This window comes from Lelliottia wanjuensis (assembly GCF_030238365.1).
Lineage (GTDB): Bacteria > Pseudomonadota > Gammaproteobacteria > Enterobacterales > Enterobacteriaceae > Enterobacter > Enterobacter wanjuensis.
Genome location: NZ_JASSOT010000001.1, coordinates 287,573 through 314,074 on the forward strand (window position 1 = coordinate 287,573; position 26,502 = coordinate 314,074).

Genomic DNA, 26,502 nt, shown 5'->3' on the forward strand with positions numbered 1-26,502 from the left:
GATGCGAACCGTGAAGACGCCAACGTTAACCACCGAACGCCTGCTACTGAAACCGCTGGAAGCGGAGGATGCGTCGCAAATTCAGCTGCTATATCCGCGCTGGGAGATTGTTCGCTACCTGGTGGCGAGCGTGCCCTGGCCCTATCCGCCCGATGGCGCGGCGAATTACGTCAATAACGTCGCCCTGCCGGATGTGGAAAATGGCGTGGCCTGGTTCTGGACGATTCGTCGCAAAGACGACCCCGACCAACTGATGGGCCTGATCTGCCTGTACGACGTGGAAGATAACAACCGGGGATTCTGGCTGGCGCCCGAATGGCAGGGTCAGGGATATATGCGTGAAGCCAGCATTGCCGCGACGGACTTCTGGTTTAATACCCTGAATAAGCCGCTGCTGCGCGCGCCAAAAGCGGCGGTGAACGAGCGTTCGCAGCGGATTTCAGCAAGCAGCGGGATGCGACTGGTCAGAACCGAAAAGAAAGCTTACGTCTGCGGCGAGCTGGACTCGGAGCTGTGGGAAATCACTCGTGAGGAGTGGAACGCCCTTCAGCGTTCCTGAATGTTCGTTACGTGAGCTGGTAATGTCTGTCCGGCAACACGCGGGCCGGGATTTCCGGCTCGTCGTTCATCTGCAGCAGATCGATCTCCATTGCATTACAGATGGCGTCCAGCGGCAAGTCGTTATTTTCCGTACCGAAAGGTTCTTCCAGCTCTTCTGCCAGCGCATCGAGAGAGATAAAGGTGTAGGAGATCAGTACCGAGACAAACGGCGTCATGTAGTGCAGATCGACCACCAGGGCAAAGGGCAGCATGATGCAGAAAAGATAAACGGTACGGTGCAAAATCAGGGTGTAAGCAAACGGCACTGGCGTATTCGCGATGCGCTCGCAACCGGCCAGCACCACCGACATATCGTTAAGACGGTTATTGAGGCTGTGGAACAGAATATCCGACAAATGCCCTTCCCGGCGGCGAACGGCCAGCCACTCGCCCATGATCAGTAAAATGCGATTCGACGGCGAGTTTGAACTCATCACCGCTTTCAGATGCGCCGGGGAGAGATAGCGTGCAAGCTGGTCCGCCTGCGGCTGTTTTCTGAGGGTCATTCGCAGGCAATGGGCGAACGCAATTTGCAGGCGCACAAACTCACTCAGGTGCGGATCGTCCGGAAGCGTGTTTTTCACCTCGCGAAATAGCGAGCGTGACGCTATCATCAGTTGCCCCCAAAGCTGGCGAGCCTCGACGTAGCGCGAATAACAGGCGTTATTGCGAAAGCCGAGGAAGATCGCGATGGCCACACCGAGAATGCTGAACGGTGCAACGGTCAGTTTGATGCCGAGCGATGAGTACCACGGCAACATCACGATAACAGCGATGGATAACAGGAAGTTAAGGAACAACCGGGTAAAGATTTTAGACAGAACGGAACCGTGCCAGACGAAAATCAGGCGCAGCCAGTGCTGTTGAGGACGAACAATCATAGTCAGCTTCAGGTCAATAAAGAGCGCGACTATTAAACGTGATCGCCGTCACGGTTGCAAGCTTGTTACGGAATTGCTGCTCCTTTTCTCTCTGCCAGACAAAAAGCGCACGATGCCGAAGTGTAATTTAAAAAAACGGGATGCATAGTATGTTGTAACTATTATGTGTTTAAACAAAACCCGGCCGGAGCCGGGCGTCGTTATTAGCACAGCGGTTTAACGGCCGCGCGCATCCCCTGCAGCAGAATCGCATCCAGATCCAGGGTAACTTGTTCTACCAATCCGCTCACTTTCGTCAGGTCCTGCTCCCAGTGTTCAGTGACGCTGAGAACCGCGTTGACCAGCTCGCTGGTGCTGATTTGTTTATCGTGGTGTTGAGTCCACAGCTGCTGGAAACGCTCCAGCCAGTGAGCGTCGTCCTGCACCGGATAGCTTTCACCGTTACGCTCCCCGCGATAAAACGCCATCAGCGCCGCCAGCGCAAAAGTCAGTCGCGCAGGCAGTTTGCCGGTGGCCTTCTGCCCTGCCAGCAGCTGCGGCAGGATACGGGTGCGGTACTTCGTCATGCCGTTCAGCGCGATCGACAGCAGCTGATGTTTGATGTACGGATTACGGAAGCGCCCCGTCACCGCACTGGCGAAGGATTCCAGCTCGTCTTTCGGCAGATCCAGTACCGGGATGATCTCCTGGTAGATGGCCTTCTCGACGAATGCGCAGACTTCCGCATCGTTCATCGCTTCACCGACCGTGTCCAGCCCCGCCTGGAAAGCAACCGGCACCAGCGCCGTGTGCGCGCCGTTGAGGATCGCCACTTTGCGCTCTTTGTACGGCTTGATGTCGTCAACAATCAGTACGTTAAGCGGGAATTTATCCAGGCGCAGTTCGGCTGCCAGAGATTTTGGCCCCTGAATCACAAACAGATAGAAGTGTTCGGCGGTATCGAGGAAGCCATCGTGATAGCCCAGTTCGGTTTCGAGGGCTGCCACTTCATCACGCGGATAGCCCGTCACAATGCGGTCGACGAGAGTGGAACAGAAGCTGTTGGCATCGATCAGCCATTGAGTAAAGGCCGCCGGGAGCGCCCACTCCTGCGCATAGCGCAGCACCAGTTCACGCAGGGCATCGCCATTATAATCAATCAGTTCGCACGGAATAATCACCCAGCCTTTATCGGCTGCGCCGTTGAAATGGCTGAAACGCTCGAACAGCAGACGAGTCAGTTTTGCCGGATAACTCACCGCTGGCGCGTCGTCGAATTTGTCGTCGGCGTGATAGCTGATACCCGCTTCGGTGGTGTTGGAGAAGACAAAGCGCATCTCCGGATTGTGCGCGAGCTTGAGGAATTCGTCGTACTGGCTGTAGACGCTGATCTCGCGGTTCACGGAGCGGATAAGGCGCGCGTCGCTGACCGCTTCGCCTTTCTCATTCAGGCCACGAATAATTGTGGTGTACAGACCGTCCTGCGTGCTGAGTGATGGCGGGAAATCGCTCTGGATGGGGCGGACGATCACCACCCCGGAATTCAGGTCGGTGTGCTCATTCAACAGGTCAATTTGCCAGTCGATGAACGCACGTAAAAAGTTACCTTCACCGAACTGGATGATACGTTCAGGATAGAGAGCACCGGGAAAATCACGACGATTGAGTGTGTTCACAAGGGGTTCCTTTTTTAATTAGTCATACAGCCCGATAAGATTGGTCCAATAACTTATCAAACTTTACGACCATGAAACCCTGTTTTGATCAACTCATGACGAAATGGTGAAAAATATTATAAAAACTTATAGAACACCGAGGTGGCGGTCATTTCACCGTCCGGCATCAGGGCATAGCGCGGGATCTTACCCACTTTTTGCCAGCCCGCGCGCTGATAAAAGGTCTCCGCCCCGCTGCCCGTTGCGGTGTCGAGGACCAGCACGTTTTTTCCCTGCCCGACAGCGACCGCTTCCAGGGCTTCCATCAGCGCCATCGCCACCCCGCGACGACGGGCTTTTTCATGCACCAAGAGTTTGGCGACATCGGCCCGGTGCGGCTGGTTTTCCGGCTGATCGGTGATGAGTTGCACGGTACCCAAAAACGCCCCGCTCTCATCGCGACAGGCCAGCACGGTGCGCTCCTCTCGACCCACGCTTTCCGCGACGCCTTGCCAGAACTGGCGGGATTTCTCGCGCGTAAAAGGCAGCATAAAACTCACCGACGCTCCGCCGTTAACGCAGTTTTCGAGGATCTCAGCCAGCGAATCGAGATGAAGAAGAATGTCGTCCCGTGAAAGGGAGTGAATGCGCAGGGAGGCGGTCATGGGATTTCCTTGTAAAGTGACCGCCTCAGATTGCCCTTAACAATTATTTAACGCAAGAGCGGTTCTCATAGGCTTTTATGATGTTAGCCCCCGACGCCGTACTGCTGTTTCATGGCGAGGATTTTGTCGTGGGCGATCTGCAGCCAGCGCTTCAAATCATTTTGCTGATGATCGAATTCGCAAACGCCCCAGGAAAACGTCAGGCTCCAGGGATGCAGCCCGCGCTGATTGTACTCCGCCACCTGCTCGTTGAGGTATTGCATCGCAATCCACGCGCCCTGCTCGTCGGTATCCGCAAACAGGACCGCGAATTCATCGCCGCCGTAGCGCACCAGCAGATCCGCTTCGCGAAATGAGGCGCGCATCAGTTCGGTCATCGCTTTGAGCGCCACGTCGCCCTCCGCGTGGCCATAGCGGTCGTTGATTTGTCTGAACCGGTCGAGATCCATCCACGCCAGCGTCAATGGCTCTGCCCGTCGGCGGGCACCGGATAAAGCAAAGGCCGCAAACTGATTGAACCCGCGCCGGTTAAACAGCCCGGTCAACTCGTCGGTGGTGGCCGCACAGGCAGCGGCGAATTCGTCTTCCGCCAGCGCGGCCAGATCGCTCAGGGCGGTCATATCCCCCGGGTTGAATTCTCGCGGAGATTCATCGAGCAGGCATAACGTTCCGGCAATGGATCCGTCAGGTAAACGCAGAGGATATCCGGCGTAGAAGCGCACTTTTGACTGGCCCGCGACCAGCGGGTTATCGGCAAAACGGGTGTCATTGCGGGTATCTGGCACCACCAGCGGCGCGTTATTGAGCAGCGTGTGGCCACACAATGAGTGGCTACGCGGCACGACGGACGCAGCTGCCCCCTCTACCGAAAGCGCCACCAGCGAGCGTTCGTCGATGAGGTTAATCCTCGCCAGCGAAACGTTAAATATGCGCTTCGCCAGGCGGGTGATACGGTCATAAGGCTGATGGTTGTTCGACTCCAGAAGCCCGGAATCATGCAGAGACAGCAGACGGTCTGATTCATTAGCCGGGATCGCGGGCGCTTTCATAATGTCTCCTGACACTGAGCTTTTTTAATAGCTTAGCCTAAACAGGAAACTTTTCAGTGGCCGAAAATTCGATTTTTACCGCCGCGCTTGGCCTGATATAACGCGTTGTCCGCCGCCTGCAGCCAGTCGGTCACGTTTAACATCTCGCGGGTGGCCCCGGCGATGCCGATACTCAGCGTACAATTGACGGTTTCTAGTGCCACATCTTCCATCACCGCGGCGGCTTCCATAATGCGCGACGCCACCACGTGAGCCTCTTCGATGGTGGTATCCGGAAGCAGGATCACAAACTCATCGCCGCCGAGGCGCGCCGGGGTGTCCGTCTGACGCGTGGCGATATGCAGGATTTCCGAGACGGAGGCGAGCATCGCGTCCCCGACTTTATGCCCGAAACGATCGTTCACTTCTTTAAAATTATCGATATCAATAAACATCAGCGCCGATTCGCGACAGGCCTGCTGAAGTTTATGTAATTCGTGCTCGATGCGTTTTTCCAGCAGACGGCGATTAGCGATATCCAGCAGCGGATCCATCATCGCGATCCGCTCCAGCTCGCGGGTTTTGATCCGCAGACGAATGGCAATACTGTCGGTCAGGACGCTCAGGGCAATAATATAGACAGCAATCAGCGGCAACGTCGCCAGCATGGTCTGCTGAGAAACGGTGGTCACCATCGCCATACCCTGCAGCAGCCAGGCGGCGAGAAACACCGCCAGCATCGCGATCGCCGCGCGCTTCATCAGCGCAAAACCGCCCGCAGAAAGCCGATCGGCCAGCAGAATGGTGGCAATGACCACCGAGGGCAGCGGATTCACGGCCATCATGGCGATCCAGAAACCGCCCGCGCCCGCATCGATAATCAGATTTTGATGTTCTGCCGCCAGCGGCGTAGAGGAACGACGGGCGCGCTGAAAAGCGAGCGTCGGCCAGACAAAGGCATTCACGGCCAGCAAAAGCATTAGCCATACTGAACGTTGATGCTCAATCAGGACGGAAAGAATGGGAATAAAACAGAGAAATGTGCCAAGGATACGCATCAGATACATACGTTTGACAAAACGACTCCCTGGTAAGCGATGGTTTTTACTCAGTTTATCAATTCCGTTCATCACGCGATTTTTCCGATGTGTTATCCCCGGTATCTTATTGAGCTTAAAAATACGTAGCAAGCAATTTATCAGCAATTTGATAACATCCAGACCGCATTGCGCCTGGGGTGGATGCGTTTACACCTGCTCCGGACTTTTTTGCACTTCTGCGACCAGCGGATCGTCGGGTTGACGCGCACTGGTACGATTTCGCCCCGCTTTTTTCGAACGATAGAGATACTCATCGGCTTCGGCCATCAGCTTATTAAAGACCTCCGTCAGCTGCCAGGATTCCGCTTTCGCGCTGCCAAGACCAATACTCACGGTCAGAAACAGGGTTTGCTGACGCCAGCTGAACGGATGCGAAGCAACAGCTTCTCTGATGCGTTCCGCCAGCTCAAATCCCTGACGGGCATCGACAGAATTCACAACCACCGCAAACTCCTCCCCACCCATGCGCGCCACCAGCCCATCTTCGCCGACCTCCTGCTGCACTTTACCGGCGAATTCGGCCAGCACCCGGTCGCCGCACTCGTGACCGTAGTTATCGTTAATGCTTTTGAAATAATCGATATCGAGCAGCATCACCGTCAGAAAACGCGGATGACGATGGGACTCTTCATTTTTCAGCGCTTCATAAAGGCCGGAACGGGAGTAGACGCGGGTCAGAAAATCGTAATCCGCGCGCAGGGAGACCTGATGAATGAGCGAGTTGATCGCCGCCACGCTCACGGAAACCATCACCGGGCAAATCGCCATGGTGGCAATCCCCAGGCGCGCAGAGAACATCATCGGCGTCGAGAGCGGCGCGGCGACGGCGATATTAATAATCGAATTTGCCACCAGGATGATCTCCACCCCACCCGTCACAAACGTCAGCAGACAGGTCGCGGGCAGCGAATAGCGCACCGCACACCAGATCAGCGCCGGAAGCGGAAACGCCAGGCTGCCCGCCCCGCCGATCACCACCGAGGCCGCCACCGAGACGATCAGCGCCAGCACCGGCATAAAATGATCTACCCGGACAGGATGTTTAATCTCCGGGATTTTGACCGTTAACAGACACGGCAGAATCAGCACGCCCGTCGAGAACTGCTCGCTGAACCAGTCGGCAAACAGCGGCCAGAAGGTTTGACTGTCAATGCCGACCGAGCCCATCGCCCCCACCAGCGCACACAGCAATGCGGCGAGCAGGCAGAAGTTAAACAGTCGCAACGCATTGATTGGGTCAGGCGTCGCGCGCCCACGGCGTCGGTCCCGCGTGACCAGCAGGGCCACGGTGACAATAAACATCATATTGGAGAGATTAATCACCACCGAGGCGATACCCCAGTTGGTCGTCACCGCGTCGTACAACAGCATCGCGACATACGACACCGCGTAATAATGGAGGCGATTCAGATAAGCATAGCGGGCAAAAACGCCCGCCATCACGCCATTCAGTGGCCAGAACAGTGAGAGCGCTTCCACCAGACGCAATTCCGCGCCGATAAAATAGAACAGCGTGGTAAGAACGAAAATCCCGACCGCGTTACGCAGTGGATTGTCGGGAAGAAAAGGCTTAAAGGAGGTCAGGGAAGATCGCATCAAATATCAATCCATATAATCGCTTAGCGCAATTATTTCGCGGTCATCAGCAGGAATAGTAAAAGATTAGCACGTATCTATAACATACATGCCCGGCATGCATAACCCATCAACCTTTGGAGTTCATCTGCAGCACCAGCCAGTGGTGGATCACCGTCACAATGTAGTGCTGCTGCTCTGCACTGAGCGCCTGCCCCTGAGGGATCTGATGCCACTTCGCGAGGCAGCCGCGACAGCAGGTTGCCGTCGCATGCTGGGCGATAAAGACCGGATGTCCGCGCATTGGCGTCTGTTTGCCGTCATTCACCGGCGTAGCCACCGCGAGACGACGGGCCACAAAATCGGCGGCATGCTGATCAATCGTCTCCGCCCCTTTGTCCCAGCAATACTGTCGCTCTTTTGGACCGAGCTTAAAGCGCGAACGAAAGGTGGAACGCGCCAGGCGGGCAAAGAGATCGTCGAGCGTGTTCATCAGTAAACTGAGCGCCCCAGTCGCTGGGTGAGTTGCTCCAGCACCGCTACGCCGGCCAGCGAGTTACCGGCGTCGTCCAGCTCCGGACTCCAGACGGCAATCGCCATCTCGTGCGGCACAATCGCCACCACGCCGCCGCCCACGCCTGATTTCGCAGGCAGACCGACGCGCCAGGCAAACTCCCCGGCGTTCTGATACATCCCGCTGGTCGCCATCAGGGCATTCACCTGCCGCGCCTGCATCGGCGTCACAACCGCCTGATTATGCAGGGAGGAAAAGCCCTGATCGGCCAGAAACATAAAGGTACGCGCCAGCTCCACGCAGCTCATTTTCAGCGCGCAGTAGTGGAAATAGTTTTGCAGGACCGTAGCGACATCATTGTGGAAATTGCCGAAGGATTTCATCAGCCAGGCGATGGCGGCGTTTCGCGCCGAGTGTTCAAACTCAGAACGCGCAACGGTCGCGTCGTAGCTCAGATCCGACACCCCGCTCAGCTCGCGCACAATCTCCAGCATCCGCTGGCGCGGGGCACTAAGGCGGCTCTGCAGCATGTCGCACACCACCAGCGCACCGGCGTTGATAAACGGGTTACGCGGTTTGCCCTGCTCGATTTCCAACTGCAGCAGCGAGTTAAACGGCTGACCAGAGGGATCTTTTCCCACCCGCTGCCAGATCTCGTCTTCGTCGTACTGACGCATCGCCGCCACCAGGCTCAGCACTTTGGAGATCGACTGAATCGAAAAGCGCTCGGCGGCATCACCGGCCTGATACAGCTCGCCCTTCACGGTGCAGATCGCGATGCCCAGCTTATTGCCGCTGACGCACGCCAGCGCCGGAATATAATCGGCAACTTTTCCCTGCCCGATTAACGGGCGAACCTGGGCCAGAATCTCTTCCAGCATCTGATTATCAATGACCGCAGCCACATGTTGCTCCTTGCCTGGAGGCCAAAAATGGGCTGCGAGTATAACAGAGGCGAATGTGTCGCGTCAGGCAGGAAGACGAAAACGCGAAACCGCCTGCATCAGCAGATAGGACTCATCATGCAGCCGACGCGAGGCTTGCGACGCGGTCGAGACCAGCACGTCGGTCTGCTGCGACACCTGATTCAGCGCCTGCAATTGCCGCGTCATCTGATGAATGCTGTCCCCCTGGCTCAGGGTCGCCGCGGAGATGTCATCCAGCAGACTGCTCAAATTCGCCACCAGCCCGGTCACCTGCTGGAGATTGTTCTCCAGCTTCACCACCGCTTTTGAACCGTCCTCAATGCCCTGCAACGAGTGATTGATCAGCTCCTGAATGGTTTGCGTCGAGTGGCTGCTCTTTCTCGCCAGCAGCCCGACTTCACGCGCCACCACCGCAAACCCGCGCCCCTGATTGCCCGCGTGAGCCGCTTCAATGGCGGCATTCAGCGCCAGAATGTTGGTCTGGAACGCCACGCTGTCGATCATCGACACGATCCCGCGCATCTCCGAGGATCGCTCCACGATCGCCTGCATCGACGCATTCACAGTGGACATCATAATATCGCCGCCCGCCGCCGTCTGACGCGCCTCGTCCGCACGGGAACTGGCGAGCTTCGCGTAGCCGGTATTGCCCTCTACGTGGGTTTCCAGGGTGGCGATATGCGCCGTGACGTCGCTCAGCTCCTGAGCCTGACGCGCGGACTGCTGATACAGTTTCTGATTGCCTTCCGCCAGCTCGCCAATGTTCTCCACCATCGAAGTGGTGGCATCACTCACCTGGGTCACCAGCTGCTGCAGGCCGCGCTGCATGGTGGCGATACTGGTGCTTAGCTGGCCGATCTCACGGTTAAAGCCATTCACCTGCGGCGCGGTACCGGAGAGGTCGCCCGCCGCGAGCTGATTGATATGGGCGATCAATTTGCGCAGCGGGGTGATCACCCAGCGTGACATCCCAAACCAGACGGCCACCGCAATCAGGAGCAACACCACCGGCGCCAGCAGGAACAGCGACTGCAGATCCGACAGGCGGTTCATCAGGGACTGACGTCCGTCGCCCGCTCGCTGCTCGCTTGCTAGCTGATAGCGCGCGTAGTTGTCGTTGAAATCGGTCTGAAACGCCTGGGCGGGCACCGCAAAAAAGGCGTCGATGGAATTCGTCTTCACCAGCCCTTCCGCCTGTTCGTTGATCGCCCCGTAGAACAGCTGATAGCTGTTGATCAGCGCGTCGTCTTTCGGTGGATTGAGCGCCAGCCACGCATTCCACGCCTGCTGCGAGGCACTCAGCGCCTTCTGCGCTTCGTCCATCAGGCTGTTCCAGCTCCCCTCCGAGCCGGTCTCTTTATCCTGCATAAAATAGACGCCCGAACGGTTGAGCAGATCGCTCGCCGCCAGCAGCGAGACGCGCGCCAGATCCAGTTTGCTCTGCTGCTGTTGCGCCAGCTGATTTTGTTGTTCGTTGCGTTGCGCGTCGCGAAGCGAGGCGGTCAGGAGGATCGACGAGGAGAGTTGTAATGCGGAAAAGAGCCCGATAATACAAAAGATGCCGGCCAGGAGACCAAACTGGCGCTTCGCAATACGGCTAAAAATTTGCGTTAGGTTCATAATATTCTTCTGTAACAGTACGTTAGACGCGTGCGAGTCTACGAAACCTAAATGACAGAACCATGACACAAAAATGACAAAGGCCTTCGCAGAGAAGGCCTTCAACTGATTACACGCGGTCTTTCCAGACGGTCTGGATATTGCAGAATTCATGCAGACCGAAGTGAGACAGCTCGCGACCAAAGCCGCTTTTCTTCACCCCGCCAAAGGCCACGCGCGCATCGCTGGCGCTGAAGCCATTGATAAACACCCCGCCGCACTCCAGCTGGCGAGCAAAAGCATCGGCACGCTGTTGATCCGCCGTGAAGATCGTCGCCGAGAGGCCAAAGTCACTGTCGTTCGCAAGTGTGAGGGCATGGTCTGCGTCTTTCGCGATAGTGATAGCCGCAACCGGGCCAAACAGCTCCTGACGGAACGCGGTCATCTCTGGCGTAACATTCCCGAGCACGGTTGCCGGATAGTAATTCCCCGCTCCCGCGACTTTTTCACCACCGAGCAACAGCGTAGCACCTTCAGCAAGCGTCGCCTGCACCTGCTGATGCAGCTCATCGCGCAGATCGAAACGTGCCATCGGACCGAGATAGTGCTCTTCGTTATCCGGCGCACCCATTTTGAGCGCTGCCGCTGCGGCGACGAAGCGTTCGGTAAACTGCTCCGCAATGCCCTCTTCGACGATAAAGCGTTTGGCCGCGGCGCAAACCTGTCCGGTATTCTGATAGCGTCCGGTCACCGCCGCTTTCACCGCCAGATCCAGATCCGCATCGTTGAGCACGATAAAGGGATCGGACCCGCCGAGCTCCAGCACGCATTTTTTCAGCGCCGCAGCCGCCTGCGCACCAATCGCCGCCCCGGCGCGCACGCTCCCGGTCACGGTAATGGCAGCGATGCGACGATCGTTAATCGCCTGACTCACGCCGTCGTTGGTGGCGTTCACCCAGCCAAACACCCCTTGCGGGAAACCAGCGTGATCGAAGATCTCACCGATAAGCGTCGCGGAGCCGAGGACGTTGGGCGCATGTTTGAGCAGATAGCTGTTTCCGGCGAGCAGAATCGGCACCGCGCCGCGCAGCACCTGCCACAGAGGGAAGTTCCACGGCATCACCGCCAGAATCGGCCCCAGCGGGCGATACTCAATCACTGCGTTTTGGTTTTCAACCAGCGTCGGTTCAGTCGCCAGCATCGCCGGGCCGTGTTCGGCATACCAGTCGCACAGACCAGCGGATTTAGTTACTTCGGCGCGCGCCTGCAAAATGGGTTTACCCATCTCGCGGGACATCATCTGCGCCATCTCTTCCGCCCGCGCTCGCAGGGCTGCACCGAGGTCACGAAGTTTCTGCGCACGATGAGCCACCGTTGCATTTCGCCACTGACGGAAACCGCGATCCGCCAGCGCTATCGCCCGATCGACCTCCGCCGTCGTGGCCCACGGATAAGCGGCAAGCGTTTCGCCAGTCGCCGGATTGATCGACAGCGCATGGGTCTCTGATGAATAAGTCATAATCTTCTCCACGTCATTGGGGTTGATTGATTGTGGCTTACTCTGCTATTTCTTAAAAATGAATAATACTGACTCACTTATTCACGAAAAGAGAATGCTATGGATTTAACTCAGCTTGAAATGTTTAACGCCGTGGCGCAGACCGGGAGCATCACCCAGGCGGCGCAGAAGGTGCACCGCGTGCCGTCGAACCTCACGACGCGTATCCGTCAGCTGGAGGCGGATCTGGGCGTCGAGCTGTTTATCCGTGAAAACCAGCGCTTGCGCCTCTCTCCGGCCGGGCATAACTTTCTGCGCTACAGCAAGCAGATCCTCGCCCTGGTCGATGAAGCGCGGATGGTGGCTGCCGGTGACGAACCGCAGGGACTGTTTGCGCTTGGCGCGCTGGAGAGTACCGCCGCGGTGCGGATCCCTGAATCTCTGGCGCAGTTTAACCAGCGTTATCCGCGCATTCAGTTTGCGCTTTCCACTGGCCCGTCCGGGACGATGATCGACGGCGTGCTGGAAGGCACGCTGAGCGCGGCTTTTGTCGACGGGCCGCTGTCGCACCCGGAGCTGGACGGGATGCCGGTGTATCAGGAGGAGATGATGCTGGTGGCCGCCGCCGGAAATGAAAAAGTGACGCGCGCCACCCAGGTGAGCGGTCGCGACGTCTACGCGTTTCGCGCCAACTGTTCCTATCGTCGGCATCTGGAGAGCTGGTTTCATGCGGACCGGGCGATGCCGGGGCGAATTCATGAGATGGAGTCGTACCACGGCATGCTCGCCTGCGTGATTGCGGGCGCCGGAATTGCCCTGATGCCCCGCTCGATGCTGGAGAGCATGCCGGGGCATCTGCAGGTCGAGGCCTGGCCGCTGGCGGAAAACTGGCGCTGGCTCACGACCTGGCTGGTGTGGCGACGCGGCGCGATGACGCGTCAGCTTGAGGCGTTTATAGCACTGCTAAACGAACGTCAGCCACCAGCGCCTTCTCCATAAACAGGCTGAGCGGATCTTCGGCGTAAGGTGAGAAAGCCGTGCGAACGTGATACCCGCAGCGTTCATACAGCTGAATCGCCGCATGCTGCTTAATGCCCGTTTCGAGGCGCAGGGTGTGGCAGTGGCGGCTAAGGGCTTCGTCCTCCAGCGCCGCCAGCAGTTTCTCCCCCAGCTTTTGCCCGCGATGAGTGGGATCGATATAGACCCGCTTCATCTCCCCGCTGCCGTCCCCGTTGAGCACAATCGCCCCGCAGCCCACCGCGTTAAGCTGGTAATCACGGATCACCATCATCAGCAGCGACCCCGTCGCCAGTTGGGTGAGATCGATCAGATGATTACTTTCCGCCGGGTAAAGTTCGGTTTGATAACGGTCCAGAGCGGCGATCAGCGCCAGAATATCCGGATGAGAGGCAGATTCAGAGGTAATGGAATACATGGCAGGCTCCTTTTGTTGTTTGTTATCAACATAGCCGCCTCGCGATGCCATTGGTCATACTGTTAACTTATCTTTCTTGAGGATAATCCAACAAAGAGTGCCAAAAATGCGGGTCACTGTAATTATATACAGTATCTGTTTTTATCCCGCGCTATTATGCCCTTCGTTCGCCAACAACAGCCCTCAGAAGGAGACTGAAATGAAAAAACTGGACTGGTTTAACAACGTTGAAAATCGCACTCACCCGTGGGAAGGCATGGGGCTCACCTGGCTGACGACCGCCCTCAACGTACCGGATGTCCGCGCCGCCGTGGATTTCTACACGGGCGCGATGAGTATGGTGGCCATCGCCGAACTGGAAGGTGAAAACGGCGAACTGCTGTTTGCCCGTATTCGCTATCGCGGCACCAACTTCACGCTTAACCAGGAGGGCTGGGATTCGGAGTTGAGTAGCCCACAAACCTCCGGCACTCCGACGCCGTTTATCTTCTATCTCTATGTAGATGATGCCGTCGCGCTGGTCGGTGAGATGGTACAGGCCGGTGCGACGGTGCTGAAAGAACCCGCGGAGATGTTCTGGGGGGATTTGAAAGCCCGCGTCCAGGACCCCTTCGGCTTTATCTGGGATGTGGCGCAGAAGATCTAAAAGACTTTGCCATCTGGGTTCTACTCTGACTTTCTCAATATTGCAGAGCGTGTAATACGGCGGTATATTGTTACACGCCGTGTAACACGGATTTGACGATGATTAAATCATTCAAACACAAAGGATTGAAGCAGCTCTTTGAGAAAGGTGTGACTTCTGGGTTACCCGCTCAGGACGCTGACAGGATAAATGACCGGTTACAGGCCATTGACACTGCCACTAGCATTGACGAATTAAATCGCCCCATTTACAAGTTACATCCGCTAAAAGGCGACCGGGAAGGCTGCTGGTCTATCACTGTCAGAGCGAACTGGCGTATCACGTTCCAGTTCATAAACGGTGACGCATACATATTGAATTACGAGGATTATCACTAATGAGACAGTTTAAAATTTCCCATCCTGGCGAAATCATTGCGCGTGATTTGGCTGACATGGGCGTTAGTGGTCGCCGTTTTGCGCTCAATATCGGTGTGACTCCCGCTACCGTTTCCCGCCTCCTTGCCGGAAAAACAGCTTTAACGCCTGCACTCGCCATTCGTGTTGCTGCCGCGCTGGGCAGCACGCCAGAATTCTGGCTTCGGCTTCAGGGAGATTATGACCTGCGACAGCTCGAAGACCAGATTGACACCTCAGGCATCATCTCATACGGCAAACAGGATGATTCCCCTCAGAGTAAGCCAACGCACTAAACAATGAAAAATGCCCGCATCGCGGGCATCTTAAGCGGATATACCCCCTACTGGCGCAGGAAGATTTTGCCCTTCAGATACAACGTGGCTTGCCCACCAATCAGCACGCGGTCGCCCTGTAATTCACAGCGCAAATCGCCGCCGCGGGCCGACACCTGGCGAGCCTGCAGCTGGGTTTTACCGAGTTTTTCGCTCCAGTAAGGGATCAGCATACTGTGGGTTGAGCCGGTCACCGGATCTTCCGGAACGCCCTCGCCCGGGCAGAAGAAGCGGCTGACAAAATCCACTTCATCACCCGGTGCGGTAATGCACACCATCTTATCCAGCGGGATCATTGCCGAGATATCCGGGTCAATCGCTTCGACCTGCTGCTGGTTCTCCAGCACCACCATATAGTCGCGCGCCACGCGGACTTCTTTTGCGGCGGTGATGCCCAGCGAATAAAACAGCAAGGCTGGCGCGTTATCAACGGCTTCACTTGCCCAGGCCGGGAAGTTGAGGGTCAGCCAGTCGCCGTTGCGCTTGACGGTCAGTTTGCCGACAAAGCGCGTCGAAAACGCGATCTCCGTGTGCGGGTAATCGAGGTATTCAAAAATCACATGCGACGCCGCGAGCGTGGCGTGGCCGCACAGATCGATCTCATACTGCGTGGTAAACCAGCGCAGTTCAAAACCGTCGTCGGTGCGCACGAAAAACGCTGTCTCCGACTGGTTATGTTGTTTCGCCATGCTGAGCAGCGTCTCGTCCGGAAGCCACTCTTCCAGCGGGCAAACCGCGGCCGCATTCCCACCAAAGGCTTTGTCGGTGAAGGCATCCACCAGATAAAAATCAATTTCGTGCATTGTCGTACCGCCTGTTTTTATTGTGCTGTTCCTTATCTTCAAGGAAAACAACGCCCTTCGCTACGGGCTGGATAAGGTAAATTATGAGATCTGCATCACATAATGGTTGTCTTTTCGCCAGCGAAGGCTTTAAGATCGCCTTCTCATCTTTTCAGCAACGAATCCCTCTATATCTATGACAATGAACACGGTTTCCCGCAAGGTCGCGTGGCTACGTGTGGTCACGCTTGCCATCGCTGCATTTATCTTTAATACCACGGAGTTTGTCCCCGTCGGTTTGCTTTCCGATATTGCTAAAAGTTTCCAGATGGAAACGGCGCAGGTCGGGATCATGCTGACCATCTACGCCTGGGTCGTGGCGTTGATGTCCCTGCCCTTTATGCTGCTCACCAGCCAGATGGAGCGGCGCAAACTGCTAATAGGTCTCTTCGTGCTGTTCATCGCCAGCCACGTACTGTCGTTCCTCGCCTGGAACTTTACGGTACTGGTGATTAGCCGCATCGGTATTGCCTTTGCCCACGCTATTTTCTGGTCGATAACGGCGTCGCTGGCCATTCGTCTTGCTCCGGCGGGAAAACGCGCTCAGGCCCTGAGCCTGCTGGCGACCGGCACCGCGCTGGCGATGGTGCTCGGTCTGCCGATCGGGCGTATCGTCGGTCAGTATTTCGGCTGGCGCACCACCTTCTTTGCCATCGGCATGGGCGCGCTGATCACCCTGCTGTGCCTGATCAAGCTTCTGCCGAAATTACCGAGCGAACACTCTGGCTCACTAAAAAGCCTGCCGCTGCTGTTCCGCCGCCCGGCGCTGATGAGCATTTATTTGCTGACGGTGGTGGTAGTCACCGCCCACTACACGGCCTACAGCTATATTGAACCTTTTGTGCAGGTTGTCGCGGGCTTTAGCGCCAGTTTCGCCACGGTTCTGCTGTTACTCCTTGGCGGGGCTGGCATCATCGGCAGCCTCCTGTTTGGCAAACTGGGCAATAAACACGCTTCGCTGCTGGTGAGCGGCGCAATCGGGGTGTTGATGCTGTGCCTGGTGATGCTGATGCCTGCGGCGCGCAGCGAAACCCATCTGGCGATACTGAGTATTTGTTGGGGCGTGGCGATGATGATTATCGGCCTTGGCATGCAGGTTAAAGTCCTGGCTCTGGCACCGGATGCCACGGATGTGGCGATGTCGCTCTTCTCGGGGATTTTCAATCTAGGGATCGGCGCGGGCGCGCTGGTGGGAAATCAAATCAGCCTGCATTTTTCGATGTCGGCGATTGGCTATCTCGGGGCGATTCCGGCGCTGGCGGCGTTGATCTGGTCGATTCTGATCTTCCGCAAATGGCCGGTGGCGCTGGAAGAACAGACGCATCGCGGGTAGTTTTTTTGCCGGGTGGCGCTGCGCTTACCCGGCCTACAAAACACGTAGGCCCGTGCAAGCGTAGCGCCGCCGGGCAATCAAGGGTAAGTCTTAATAATTTCCAGCACACCGTTAATAATAAACTGCACGCCCATACAGACCAGCAGGAAGCCCATCAGACGGGAAATCGCCTCGATTCCGCCCTTGCCGACCCAGCGCATAATCGCGCCGGAGCTGCGCAAACATCCCCACAAAATCACGCCAATAATCGCGAAGATCAGCGGCGGCGCCACCATCACCACCCACGCCGAGAATGTCGTGCCGTCACGCACCGTTGACGCGGAGCTGATGATCATCGCAATCGTCCCTGGCCCCGCCGTGCTTGGCATGGCGAGTGGAACAAAGGCGATATTGGCGGAAGGTTCAGACTCCATCTCTTCCGATTTGCTTTTCGCTTCCGGCGATTCATGCGCTTTATGCGCCGGGAACAGCATGCGGAAACCGATAAAGGCGACGATCAAGCCCCCCGCAATACGTAACCCGGGAATCGAAATTCCGAAGGTGTTCATCACCACCTGCCCGGCGTAATAGGCCACCATCATGATGATGAAAACGTACACCGAGGCCATTAACGACTGGTGGTTACGTTCGGCGCTGTTCATGTTCCCTGCCAGCCCCAGGAACAACGCCACGGTTGTTAACGGGTTCGCCAGCGGCAACAGCACCACCAGCCCAAGTCCTATTGCCTGAAATAATTCCACCATAGTGCGTTGTCGTCCTTATCCATAATCAACCCTCACAGTATACGGTGAAATGGCCGGACACAGCCATGATGAGAACGTAAGCAGTATTTTCCACTGCATACTGATAACCAGACGTTATGTTTATGATTTTAAAAGGCACGAAAAAAGTTCATGAAACGTTTTAGCAAATCGTGGCATCGGACATTACATTCGGTTGACTTATACTTGCCTGAGCAATAATATCTGCCGTGACTAAACTACTTGCCAGGGCAACCATTGTGAAAAGCACCAGTGATCTCTTCAATGAAATTATTCCACTGGGCCGTCTTATTCATATGGTGAACCAGAAAAAAGATCGCCTGCTCAACGACTATCTGTCCCCGATGGACATCACCGCGACCCAGTTCAAAGTGCTGTGCTCCATTCGCTGCGAAGTGTGCATCACCCCGGTTGAGCTGAAAAAGGTGCTCTCTGTCGACCTTGGCGCGCTCACGCGCATGCTCGATCGTCTTGTCTGCAAAGGATGGATTGAAAGGCGACCTAACCCCAATGACAAACGCGGCGTACTGGTCCAGCTCACCAGCGATGGTGCGGCCATGTGCGAACGTTGTCATGAGTTAGTAGGACAAACCCTGCACCAGGAACTAACAAAAAACTTAACGGCGGATGAAGTGGTCACGCTTGAGCATTTGCTGAAGAAAATCCTGCCGTAAACAGAAAGAGGTATGACGATGTCCAGACGCAATAATGACGCGATCACTATTCATAGCATTTTGGACTGGATCGAAGAGAACCTGGAATCGCCGCTCTCACTTGAGAAAGTGTCCGAGCGTTCAGGTTACTCAAAATGGCACCTGCAACGGATGTTCAAAAAAGAGACCGGTCATTCTTTAGGGCAATATATTCGCAGCCGCAAGCTGACGGAAATTGCGCAGAAGCTGAAAGAGAGCAACGAGCCGATTCTGTATCTGGCCGAGCGTTACGGGTTTGAATCGCAACAGACCCTGACCCGCACGTTTAAGAACTATTTCGACGTGCCGCCGCACAAATACCGAATCACCAGTATGCCCGGTGAATCCCGTTATCTGCATCCGCTAACACACTGTAACTGCTAATCGCCTGTTTTAAGACGTAACCGAGGAAATCATGAAATTTATCGCCTCCGCCGCCCTCACCTTACTGGTGCTGGTCTCCGGCCAGACTTTTGCGGAGCAAACCACTCACGCTAACCAGCAGAATACGCGTACCGCGATGATTCTGCCGACCGCACACGAACAATCACCGTATGATTTTAATCATATGGGTGCGGGCAGCGACAAATCCGACGAATTAGGCGTGCCGTATTACAATCAGCACGACCTCTGATTCGTTTTTGCCCCGCGTATTGCGGGGCTTTTTTCATCCCCTGACTCGCGTCGTCCGACGCAAACGCAATCCAAACACGTTGATGTACAGCCCGGCCATGATCAGCACTGCGCCAATCAGCTGTAACGTCGTCAGTTTTTCGCCCAGCAAAATCGCTGCACTCGCCAGCCCCACCACCGGCACCAGGAGCGACAGCGGCGCCACGCGCCAGGTTTCGTAGCGCCCGAGCAGCGTTCCCCAAATGCCGTACCCGACAATGGTCGCGACAAACGCCAGATAGACCAGCGACAGAATAGTGGTCAGGTCGATCTCAATCAGGCTTTTCACCATCAGCGCCGGACCGTCAAACATCAGGGACGCAAGCATAAACGGCACCACGGGGATCAGCGCACTCCAGACCACCAGCGACATCACCGCCGGACGCGCCTCGTGCTGCATAATCAGCTTGTTGAAGATATTCCCGCACGCCCAGCTTAAACCTGCCGCCAGAGTCAGCATAAAGCCCAGCATCGCCACGTGCTGACCGTTCAGACTGGCTTCGGCCAGAACCAGTACGCCAAACACCGCCAGCGTAATCCCCGCCAGCTGCTTGCCCTGCAGGCGCTCACCAAAGACAAACGCGCCCAGAATGATGGTAAAGAACGCCTGCGCCTGCAGCACCAGCGAGGCGAGCCCCGCAGGCATGCCGAATTTGATCGCGCAAAACAGGAAGGCGAACTGCCCGAAGCTGATGGTCAGGCCGTAGCCGAGCAGCAGACGAAATGGGATCTTTGGGCGGGCGACAAAAAACAGCGCCGGGAAGGCCACCAGTAGAAAGCGCAAACCGGCCAGCATCAGCGGCGGCATGTTGTGCAGCCCCACTTTGATGACCACAAAATTCAGTCCCCATACCACGACGACCAGCAACGCCAGCAGTCCGTCTTTGCGCGTCATACCTTGCCCCTGATTATTAAATTTTTGTAAACAGATTCAAGGTAACGAAAAAAACGAGGGAGGAAAAGATCATTCATTCTGCCAATCAGACAAAGCACTGATGGAAAAATTGGGTGGTATACAACCCCCCTGATGGCGTGATAATCATTGAGACATAAAAAAAGCCTAAGCATATGTCGGACAGGAAAATGAAATCATCACTCAGGCGCTCAACCGCAGCGTTGCTGGCTTCGTCGTTGTTATTAACCATCGGCCGTGGGGCCACGCTGCCCTTTATGACTATCTATCTCACGCGCGTTTATCAGATGAGCGTTGCGAACATCGGCTATGCCCTGACCATCGCCCTGACGATTGGCGTGGTATTCAGCATGGGATTTGGCATCCTGGCGGATAAGTTCGACAAAAAGCGCTACATGATGTTGTCGATACTGGCGTTTATCGCCGGTTTCGTGGCGATCCCGCTGGTGAATAATGTCACGCTGGTGGTGCTGTTCTTTGCCCTGATTAACTGCGCGTATTCCGTATTCTCGACGGTGCTCAAAGCCTGGTTCGCGGACGTGCTGACGCCGGGCGAGAAAGCGCGCGTATTTTCCCTTAACTACAGTTTTCTGAACATCGGCTGGACGATCGGCCCGCCGATTGGCACGCTGCTGGTGATGTACAGCCTGCAGCTGCCGTTCTGGCTGGCGGCCTTCTGCGCCGCGCTGCCGCTGGTGTTTATTCAGATGTATGTGCAGAAAAGCATTGCGGCGGATAGTGACAACGTCACCGTTCCGTGGCAGCCATCGGTTTTGCTGCGGGATAAAGCGCTGTTCTGGTATACGCTCTCCGGCCTGCTGGCTTCCTACGTGGGCGGCTCGTTTGCGAGCTGTATTTCTCAGTATGTGCTGGCGGCGGATTACACCAGTGAGTTCGCCGAAAAAGTGGTGGCCGTGGTGCTACCCGCTAACGCCGCGATGGTGGTGTCGCTGCAGTATTTCATTGGCCGTAAAATCAAGGCCAGCAATATTCGCCCGCTCATGGCTATCGGCACGCTCTTTTTCCTGCTCGGGCTGGGCGGGTTTATGCTTTCCGGCACCAATTTGATCTACTGGGGTATTGCTTCGGCGGTGTTTACCATCGGGGAGATTATTTATGCACCGGGTGAATACCTGCTGATTGATAACATCGCCCCGCCGGGGATGAAAGCGAGCTATTTCTCCGCACAGGCGCTCGGCTGGCTGGGGGCGGCGGCGAACCCGATGATTACCGGGTTGATCCTGACCCACCTGCCGCACTGGTCGCTGTTTGTGATTATGATGGTCGCGATTGTGGTCGCGTGGCTGATGATTTTGCGCGGGATGAGCGTGGAACCCTATGCCGAACGGGTGGAAACGGCGTGATGGCTGGTGCGGTCTGAAATGCCCGGTGGCGCTGCGTTTACCGGGCCTACAAAAGACATCGGAATCGTAGGCCGGGTAAGGCGAAGCCGCCACCCGGCAACAGGCGACAGTGCGGCCTAAATGCCCGGTGGCGCTGCGCTTACCGGGCCTACAAAAGACGTCGGAATCGTAGGCCGGGTAAGGCGAAGCCGCCACCCGGCAAAAAACACGGCTTAATGGTGCAACATCTCCTCCACCACCTGCTTCTTAAACATCTCGTTCGGGTAATAGGTCGGCCAGTTGTCCATCTCTTTCAGAAGTGCCTCGTGCGAGGTGTTGCCCATAAAGATATGGAAATGCGCCGAGGCGCGCGGGCCGATGGTGTGGTCGCTGAACTGCACAAATTTCGGCGCTTTCGAGCTGGCGTCTTTACATTCAAACAGGTAACGCACGCCTTTCTTGCCTGATGCGTAGGTCAGGATCTTATAGCCGCTGTAATCGTACTGACAGCTCGCCACCGATTTGCCGGTGTGGAACTCCATCACGTTGTTTTCGATGCCGATGGTTTCCACGTCCGTGGCGTAGCCCTTACGGTAATAAGCTTTCACCTCGTCGAAGGATTTGCTCGGATCTTTTTCAGCTTTCTTTTTAAAAACCGGATCCAGTGAACCGTCCAGCAGGAAAGGATAAACCGACTGCCAGGTGCCGTCCCAGTCGGAGAGCTTACGATCCTTAACGTCTTTATCTTCAAATACCCCGTTCGCCGCTTTTTGTTCCGCTTCGGTCATCTGATGGCCGTGTGAGTGGGCAAACAGTTGGCCGCTGACCAGCAGCGCCCCCAGAGTCATTGCAAATTTTCCAATGTGTAAAGCCAAAGTGCGATCCTCACTCCATGTTATGAGAATGCAAATGTTATAATATAACATTTCAAAACACAATAACCCTAGATCGCCACCAGGCCGCGAACGCCCTCCTGCTCCATGTTCTCCCCGCGACCGCGCTGGATGATGCTCCCGCGCGACATCAGCAGGTAGTTATCCGCCAGCTCCGCCGCGAAATCATAGAACTGTTCGACCAGCAAAATCGCCATATCGCCCCGACTGGCAAGCTGGCGGATCACCACGCCAATCTCTTTAATCACCGACGGCTGAATCCCCTCCGTCGGCTCATCGAGGATCAACAGCTGCGGACGGCTCGCCAGCGCGCGGCCAATCGCCAGCTGCTGCTGTTGTCCGCCGGAGAGATCGCCCCCGCGGCGGTGCTTCATCTCTTTCAGCACCGGAAAAAGCTGCCAGATATCCTCCGGAACGCTTTTTGCGTCCCTCGCCGCAAAGCGCGACAAACCCAGCAGCAGATTTTCTTCTACCGTCAGACGCGGAAAAATCTCGCGCCCCTGCGGAACATAGGCCACGCCGGACTGTACCCGGTGGTGCGGTTTCGCGTGGGTGATGGTTTTGCCCTGCCAGACGATCTCCCCGCTGCGCGCCGGGATCAGCCCCATCAGGCATTTCAGCAGCGTGGTTTTCCCCACGCCGTTGCGCCCGAGCAGACAGGTCACTTCTCCGCCCGGCGCATCGAAGCTCACGCCGCGCAAAATGTGGCTGCCGCCGTAATATTGATTCAGTTCGTTCACCTGTAGCATGACGGCTCCTTAGCGTCCCAGATAGACTTCGATCACCTGCTCGTTGGCCTGCACTTCCCTCAGCGAGCCCTCCGCCAGCACCCGGCCCTGATGCAGGACGGTGACGTGATCGGCGATGGTTTCGACAAAGCCCATATCGTGCTCCACCACCATCAGCGAGTGTTTCCCGGCAAGCTGGCGAAACAGCTCCGCCGAATATTCGGTTTCCGCGTCGGTCATCCCGGCGGCGGGCTCATCGAGCAGCAGCAAATGCGGCTCCTGCACCAGCAGCATGCCGATTTCCAGAAACTGTTTTTGCCCGTGCGAGAGCATTCCGGCGCAACGGTCTCGCTCGGCGCTCAGGCGCAGGAGGGTTAACATCTCGCTGATACGATCGCTCTGCTCCGACGTTAATCGCGCGCGCAGACTGGCCCACACGGACTTATCGCCTTTCATCGCCAGCTCGAGGTTTTCCCACACCGTCAGCGCTTCAAACACCGTGGGTTTCTGGAACTTACGCCCGATGCCCTGACGCGCAATTGCCGCGGGATCCAGCTCCATCAGATCGATGGACTGGTCGTAAATCGCCCGCCCGCTCTGGGGGCGCGTTTTGCCGGTGATCACGTCCATCAGCGTGGTTTTTCCGGCCCCATTGGGACCGATCACACAGCGTAACTCACCGACGCCGATGTTCAGCGACAGGTCCGTCAGCGCCTGAAAACCGTCGAAATTGACGTTAATCGACTCCAGCTGGAGCACCGGGTCGGTCTGATCGCGATAGCGATCGCCGGGCAACTGGCGGGTAAAAAGTCCTTCGGCTGGCTGCATTATTTCTCTCCCTTACGAAACAGTCCGTAGACGCCGCGCGGTAAAAAGAGCGTGACGGCGATGAAAATCAGCCCGAGAAACAGCTGCCAGTACTCCGGCATCGCAACGGTAAAGTAGCTTTTCGCGCCGTTGACCAGCGCCGCGCCTATCACCGGGCCGACCAGGGTGCCGCGCCCACCGAGCGCGACCCAGATTGCGGCCTCAATAGAGTTGGTCGGCGACATTTCACCGGGGTTGATTATCCCCACCTGCGGGACGTACAGCGCCCCGGCCAGCCCGCACAGCACGGCGGAAAGCGTCCACACCAGCAGTTTGAAACCACGCGGATCGTAGCCGCAAAACGTCAGCCGGTTTTCCGCATCGCGCACCGCCGTCAGGATGCGGCCAAATTTGCTTTTCGCCAGCGCAAAACCGATCGCCAGCGTGGCCACCAGCAGCGCGACGGTCGTCAGAAACAGCGCGATACGCGTCGTCGTCGCCGTCACCGAAAAGCCCAGCAGCGTGGTAAAACCGGTAAACCCGTTGTTGCCGCCAAAGCCGGTTTCGTTGCGAAAGAACAGGAGCATTCCTGCGTAGGTCAGCGCCTGGGTCATGATCGAAAAGTAGACCCCTTTGATTTTCGAGCGAAAGGCAAACCAGCCGAACACCAGCGCCAGCAGGCCGGGGATCATCACCACCAGCAGCATCGCCCAGGCGAAATGCTGGGTGCCCCACCAGAACCACGGCAGTTCACTCCACGAGAGAAACGACATAAACGCCGGGAGACTGTCGCCCGACGCCTGACGCATCAGGTACATCCCCATCGCATAGCCGCCAAGGGCGAAGAAAATCCCGTGTCCGAGCGACAGCATCCCGGCGTAGCCCCACACCAGATCGAGGGCCACGGCGACGATGGCATAGCAGAGAATTTTACCGACCAGCGTCAGCATCCAGGTGGAAACCGCCAGCGGGTGGCTGGCCGGAAGCAGCGCCAGAAACGGCAGGACCAGCAGAATGGCAAGGATCAGGCTGCCAAACAGTTGGGTCACGCGCGGCGCTTTACGCGCCAGAGTTAACGTCAGCGGCTGGCTCATCAGTCAGTCACCCTCCCTTTAAGCGCAAAGAGTCCCTGCGGGCGTTTCTGAATGAACAGAATAATCGCCACCAGAATCAAAATTTTGCCGAGCACGGCACCCATCTGCGGTTCGAGAATTTTGTTGAAGATCCCGAGGCCAAACGCTGCCGCCACGCTGCCGGCCAGCTGTCCGACGCCGCCCAGCACCACCACCAGGAACGAATCAATGATGTAGCCCTGACCGAGCTCCGGCCCGACGTTGCCCAGCTGCGACAGCGCCACGCCGCCTAATCCGGCAATTCCCGAGCCCAGACCGAACGCCAGCATATCGACGCGCCCGGTCGGCACGCCGCAGCAGGCGGCCATGCTGCGGTTTTGCGTCACCGCCCGCACGTTCAGCCCCAGCCGGGTTTTGTTGAGAATCAGCCAGGTGAAGAACAGCACCAGCAGCACAAACCCCAGCACCACAATGCGGTTCCACGGCAGGATCAGATTGGCAAAGACCTGCACGCCGCCCGAGAGCCACGCCGGGTTAGCCACTTCCAGGTTTTGTGCGCCAAAGGTCATGCGCACGATCTGGATAATCATCAGGCTGATGCCCCAGGTGGCGAGCAGCGTCTCCAGCGGACGACCGTAGAGATGGCGAATAATGGTGCGCTCCAGCGCCATCCCAATACCGGCGGTCACGATAAACGCCACCGGCAGCGCCACCACCGGATAGAACGCCAGCCACTGAGGCATAAACTGCGCCATCGCCTGCTGGACCATCCAGGTGCTGTACGCCCCGAGCATCAGCATTTCGCCGTGAGCCATATTGATCACCCCGAGCAGGCCGTAGGTGATCGCAAGCCCCAGCGCCGCCAGCAGCAGGACAGACCCCAGCGACAGCCCCATAAACGCCTGTCCCAGCAGATCGCTTACCAGCAGTCGATGCTGGATTTTGCTGAGGCTGTTTTCTGCCGCCTCGCGCACGCGGGCGTCGGGTTCGGTTTGCGCCTGGGTGAAGGGCAACAGCCGGGTCTGCGTTTCGGGATCGGATGAGTGCGCTAACAGCTCGATGGCCTGCAAGCGCACCTCCGCGATGGGGCTGACGAGCTGTAAATTGGCCAGCGCCACTTCCAGCGCCTGACGCACGCCCTCGTCCTTCTCCACCTGCAGACGCTGCTGCAACATATTCAGCATTTCAGGTGTGGCATCGCGCTGTAACTGGAGCGCTGCGCCCTTGCGTTGTGTGACGTTGTCACTTGCAAGCTGATGCGTCGCCAGCGCCGCAGAGGCCAGCACCCGCAGGCGGTTGGTCAGGCGCACCGCTTTCGGGTCGCCCTCCGCCGTCGGCGAATCCCCCAGCGCCACCATTTCCCCCTTCACGCGGGCAAAAGCGTGCTTCTGTCCGTCGGCAAACAGATTCTCTTTTTGCAGCGCCTGCAACAGCGGCAGACGCTTCTCATCCGGGGCGACAGCCCACTTTTCCAGCAGTGCGGTTTGCTGGCTGCGGCTTGCGGCGACAAAGGTGTCCGCATCCGACGCCTGCGCCATCCCTGGCAGCAGACCGGCAAGCCAGACTATTGCGACAAACATTCGCATTACGCTCATGGCTTTTCTCCGTGCGATT

29 protein-coding genes are annotated in these 26,502 nt (G+C 56.9%); 10 read left to right on the plus strand and 19 right to left on the minus strand.

Translation table 11 applies throughout. The features are described 5' to 3' along the window. Positions 1-10 precede the first annotated feature (10 nt). Positions 11-559, plus strand: a complete 549-nt coding sequence (locus QQF33_RS01375; protein WP_282495272.1) for a GNAT family N-acetyltransferase — start codon at positions 11-13, stop codon at positions 557-559. Positions 560-566: 7 nt separating this feature from the next. On the opposite strand, the gene QQF33_RS01380 is transcribed toward QQF33_RS01375, so the two are convergent. The 10 genes from QQF33_RS01380 to sad form a co-directional block, all read right to left on the minus strand. Beyond that, the gene (locus tag QQF33_RS01380) at positions 567-1,481 is read right to left on the minus strand and encodes a bestrophin family protein (protein WP_285150495.1); all 915 of its coding nucleotides are present in this window, start codon (positions 1,479-1,481) and stop codon (positions 567-569) included. A 203-nt stretch (positions 1,482-1,684) separates the two neighbouring features. After that, the gene (locus QQF33_RS01385; protein ID WP_285157255.1) at positions 1,685-3,136 is read right to left on the minus strand and encodes a tagaturonate reductase; all 1,452 of its coding nucleotides are present in this window, start codon (positions 3,134-3,136) and stop codon (positions 1,685-1,687) included. 116 nt (positions 3,137-3,252) lie between these two features. Then, the gene (locus tag QQF33_RS01390; RefSeq protein WP_285150493.1) at positions 3,253-3,780 is read right to left on the minus strand and encodes a GNAT family N-acetyltransferase; all 528 of its coding nucleotides are present in this window, start codon (positions 3,778-3,780) and stop codon (positions 3,253-3,255) included. A gap of 83 nt (positions 3,781-3,863) precedes the next feature. Beyond that, a complete protein-coding gene (locus tag QQF33_RS01395; protein ID WP_285150492.1) occupies positions 3,864-4,829 on the minus strand; it encodes a sensor domain-containing diguanylate cyclase in 966 nt (321 codons plus the stop codon). A gap of 53 nt (positions 4,830-4,882) precedes the next feature. Further along, positions 4,883-5,875 (minus strand): diguanylate cyclase, encoded by a 993-nt coding sequence (locus QQF33_RS01400; RefSeq protein ID WP_285157299.1) that lies wholly within the window; start codon positions 5,873-5,875, stop codon positions 4,883-4,885. Between the two features lie 180 nt (positions 5,876-6,055). Next, the gene (locus QQF33_RS01405) at positions 6,056-7,504 is read right to left on the minus strand and encodes a GGDEF domain-containing protein (RefSeq protein ID WP_285157256.1); all 1,449 of its coding nucleotides are present in this window, start codon (positions 7,502-7,504) and stop codon (positions 6,056-6,058) included. Between the two features lie 109 nt (positions 7,505-7,613). Further along, positions 7,614-7,976, minus strand: a complete 363-nt coding sequence (locus QQF33_RS01410) for a DUF4186 domain-containing protein (protein ID WP_285144481.1) — start codon at positions 7,974-7,976, stop codon at positions 7,614-7,616. Next, positions 7,976-8,902 carry a glutaminase B gene (gene glsB / locus QQF33_RS01415; protein ID WP_282495255.1) on the minus strand — a complete coding sequence of 309 codons (927 nt, stop codon included), beginning with the start codon at positions 8,900-8,902 and terminating at the stop codon, positions 7,976-7,978. Before glsB ends, QQF33_RS01410 begins: the two co-directional genes overlap by 1 nt. 63 nt (positions 8,903-8,965) lie before the next feature. Continuing rightward, positions 8,966-10,543, minus strand: coding sequence for a methyl-accepting chemotaxis protein (locus QQF33_RS01420; RefSeq protein WP_285157257.1), 1,578 nt, complete (start codon positions 10,541-10,543; stop codon positions 8,966-8,968). 109 nt (positions 10,544-10,652) lie between these two features. Next, a complete protein-coding gene (gene sad, locus QQF33_RS01425) occupies positions 10,653-12,041 on the minus strand; it encodes a succinate-semialdehyde dehydrogenase (RefSeq protein ID WP_285157258.1) in 1,389 nt (462 codons plus the stop codon). Between the two features lie 99 nt (positions 12,042-12,140). Between sad and ptrR the strand changes: the two genes are divergently transcribed. Next, positions 12,141-13,019 carry a putrescine utilization regulator PtrR gene (gene ptrR / locus QQF33_RS01430; protein WP_285157259.1) on the plus strand — a complete coding sequence of 293 codons (879 nt, stop codon included), beginning with the start codon at positions 12,141-12,143 and terminating at the stop codon, positions 13,017-13,019. Here the strand turns inward: ptrR and QQF33_RS01435 are convergent. Then, positions 12,973-13,455, minus strand: a complete 483-nt coding sequence (locus QQF33_RS01435; protein ID WP_285150486.1) for a GNAT family N-acetyltransferase — start codon at positions 13,453-13,455, stop codon at positions 12,973-12,975. The two genes, ptrR and QQF33_RS01435, sit on opposite strands and share 47 nt — an antisense overlap. Before the next feature lie 199 nt (positions 13,456-13,654). Between QQF33_RS01435 and QQF33_RS01440 the strand changes: the two genes are divergently transcribed. From QQF33_RS01440 to QQF33_RS01450, 3 genes are all read left to right on the plus strand, one after another. After that, positions 13,655-14,101, plus strand: a complete 447-nt coding sequence (locus tag QQF33_RS01440) for a VOC family protein (protein ID WP_285150485.1) — start codon at positions 13,655-13,657, stop codon at positions 14,099-14,101. Between the two features lie 98 nt (positions 14,102-14,199). Next, the gene (locus QQF33_RS01445) at positions 14,200-14,478 is read left to right on the plus strand and encodes a type II toxin-antitoxin system RelE/ParE family toxin (protein ID WP_285150484.1); all 279 of its coding nucleotides are present in this window, start codon (positions 14,200-14,202) and stop codon (positions 14,476-14,478) included. After that, positions 14,478-14,792, plus strand: coding sequence for a HigA family addiction module antitoxin (locus tag QQF33_RS01450; protein ID WP_285150483.1), 315 nt, complete (start codon positions 14,478-14,480; stop codon positions 14,790-14,792). The genes QQF33_RS01445 and QQF33_RS01450 overlap by 1 nt, the downstream gene beginning before the upstream one ends. A gap of 47 nt (positions 14,793-14,839) precedes the next feature. Here the strand turns inward: QQF33_RS01450 and QQF33_RS01455 are convergent, their stop codons facing one another. Continuing rightward, positions 14,840-15,634: a PhzF family phenazine biosynthesis protein gene (locus tag QQF33_RS01455; protein ID WP_285157260.1), complete on the minus strand. Its 795-nt coding sequence runs from the start codon at positions 15,632-15,634 to the stop codon at positions 14,840-14,842. A gap of 175 nt (positions 15,635-15,809) precedes the next feature. On the opposite strand from QQF33_RS01455, the gene QQF33_RS01460 reads away from it, so the two are divergent. Further along, the gene (locus QQF33_RS01460; RefSeq protein WP_285157261.1) at positions 15,810-17,006 is read left to right on the plus strand and encodes a sugar transporter; all 1,197 of its coding nucleotides are present in this window, start codon (positions 15,810-15,812) and stop codon (positions 17,004-17,006) included. Between the two features lie 77 nt (positions 17,007-17,083). Here QQF33_RS01460 and QQF33_RS01465 read toward each other — a convergent pair whose 3' ends face one another. Then, a complete protein-coding gene (locus QQF33_RS01465; RefSeq protein WP_282495263.1) occupies positions 17,084-17,749 on the minus strand; it encodes a MarC family NAAT transporter in 666 nt (221 codons plus the stop codon). 257 nt (positions 17,750-18,006) lie between these two features. Between QQF33_RS01465 and marR the strand changes: the two genes are divergently transcribed. From marR to marB, 3 genes are read left to right on the plus strand one after another with little or no spacing between them, the layout of a single operon-like run. Beyond that, the gene (gene marR / locus QQF33_RS01470) at positions 18,007-18,441 is read left to right on the plus strand and encodes a multiple antibiotic resistance transcriptional regulator MarR (RefSeq protein ID WP_100780183.1); all 435 of its coding nucleotides are present in this window, start codon (positions 18,007-18,009) and stop codon (positions 18,439-18,441) included. An 18-nt stretch (positions 18,442-18,459) separates the two neighbouring features. Beyond that, positions 18,460-18,843 (plus strand): MDR efflux pump AcrAB transcriptional activator MarA, encoded by a 384-nt coding sequence (gene marA / locus QQF33_RS01475; protein WP_146052590.1) that lies wholly within the window; start codon positions 18,460-18,462, stop codon positions 18,841-18,843. Between the two features lie 31 nt (positions 18,844-18,874). Beyond that, positions 18,875-19,093: a multiple antibiotic resistance protein MarB gene (marB, locus tag QQF33_RS01480; protein ID WP_282495264.1), complete on the plus strand. Its 219-nt coding sequence runs from the start codon at positions 18,875-18,877 to the stop codon at positions 19,091-19,093. A 33-nt stretch (positions 19,094-19,126) separates the two neighbouring features. Here the strand turns inward: marB and eamA are convergent, their stop codons facing one another. Next, a complete protein-coding gene (gene eamA, locus QQF33_RS01485; RefSeq protein ID WP_282495265.1) occupies positions 19,127-20,026 on the minus strand; it encodes an O-acetylserine/cysteine exporter in 900 nt (299 codons plus the stop codon). Between the two features lie 188 nt (positions 20,027-20,214). Here eamA and ydeE point away from each other — a divergent pair, with 188 nt between their 5' ends. Then, the gene (ydeE, locus tag QQF33_RS01490; protein ID WP_285144489.1) at positions 20,215-21,408 is read left to right on the plus strand and encodes an efflux MFS transporter YdeE; all 1,194 of its coding nucleotides are present in this window, start codon (positions 20,215-20,217) and stop codon (positions 21,406-21,408) included. A gap of 212 nt (positions 21,409-21,620) precedes the next feature. On the opposite strand, the gene zinT is transcribed toward ydeE, so the two are convergent. The 5 genes from zinT to urtB form a co-directional block, all read right to left on the minus strand. Further along, positions 21,621-22,262 carry a metal-binding protein ZinT gene (gene zinT / locus QQF33_RS01495; RefSeq protein ID WP_282493099.1) on the minus strand — a complete coding sequence of 214 codons (642 nt, stop codon included), beginning with the start codon at positions 22,260-22,262 and terminating at the stop codon, positions 21,621-21,623. 68 nt (positions 22,263-22,330) lie between these two features. Further along, positions 22,331-23,029: an urea ABC transporter ATP-binding subunit UrtE gene (gene urtE, locus QQF33_RS01500; RefSeq protein WP_282493100.1), complete on the minus strand. Its 699-nt coding sequence runs from the start codon at positions 23,027-23,029 to the stop codon at positions 22,331-22,333. A gap of 9 nt (positions 23,030-23,038) precedes the next feature. Next, positions 23,039-23,836, minus strand: coding sequence for an urea ABC transporter ATP-binding protein UrtD (gene urtD / locus QQF33_RS01505; protein WP_282493101.1), 798 nt, complete (start codon positions 23,834-23,836; stop codon positions 23,039-23,041). Continuing rightward, a complete protein-coding gene (gene urtC, locus QQF33_RS01510; RefSeq protein ID WP_282493102.1) occupies positions 23,836-24,909 on the minus strand; it encodes an urea ABC transporter permease subunit UrtC in 1,074 nt (357 codons plus the stop codon). The genes urtD and urtC overlap by 1 nt, the downstream gene beginning before the upstream one ends. Next, positions 24,909-26,483 (minus strand): urea ABC transporter permease subunit UrtB, encoded by a 1,575-nt coding sequence (gene urtB, locus QQF33_RS01515; RefSeq protein ID WP_285157262.1) that lies wholly within the window; start codon positions 26,481-26,483, stop codon positions 24,909-24,911. Before urtB ends, urtC begins: the two co-directional genes overlap by 1 nt. Positions 26,484-26,502: the final 19 nt, after the last annotated feature.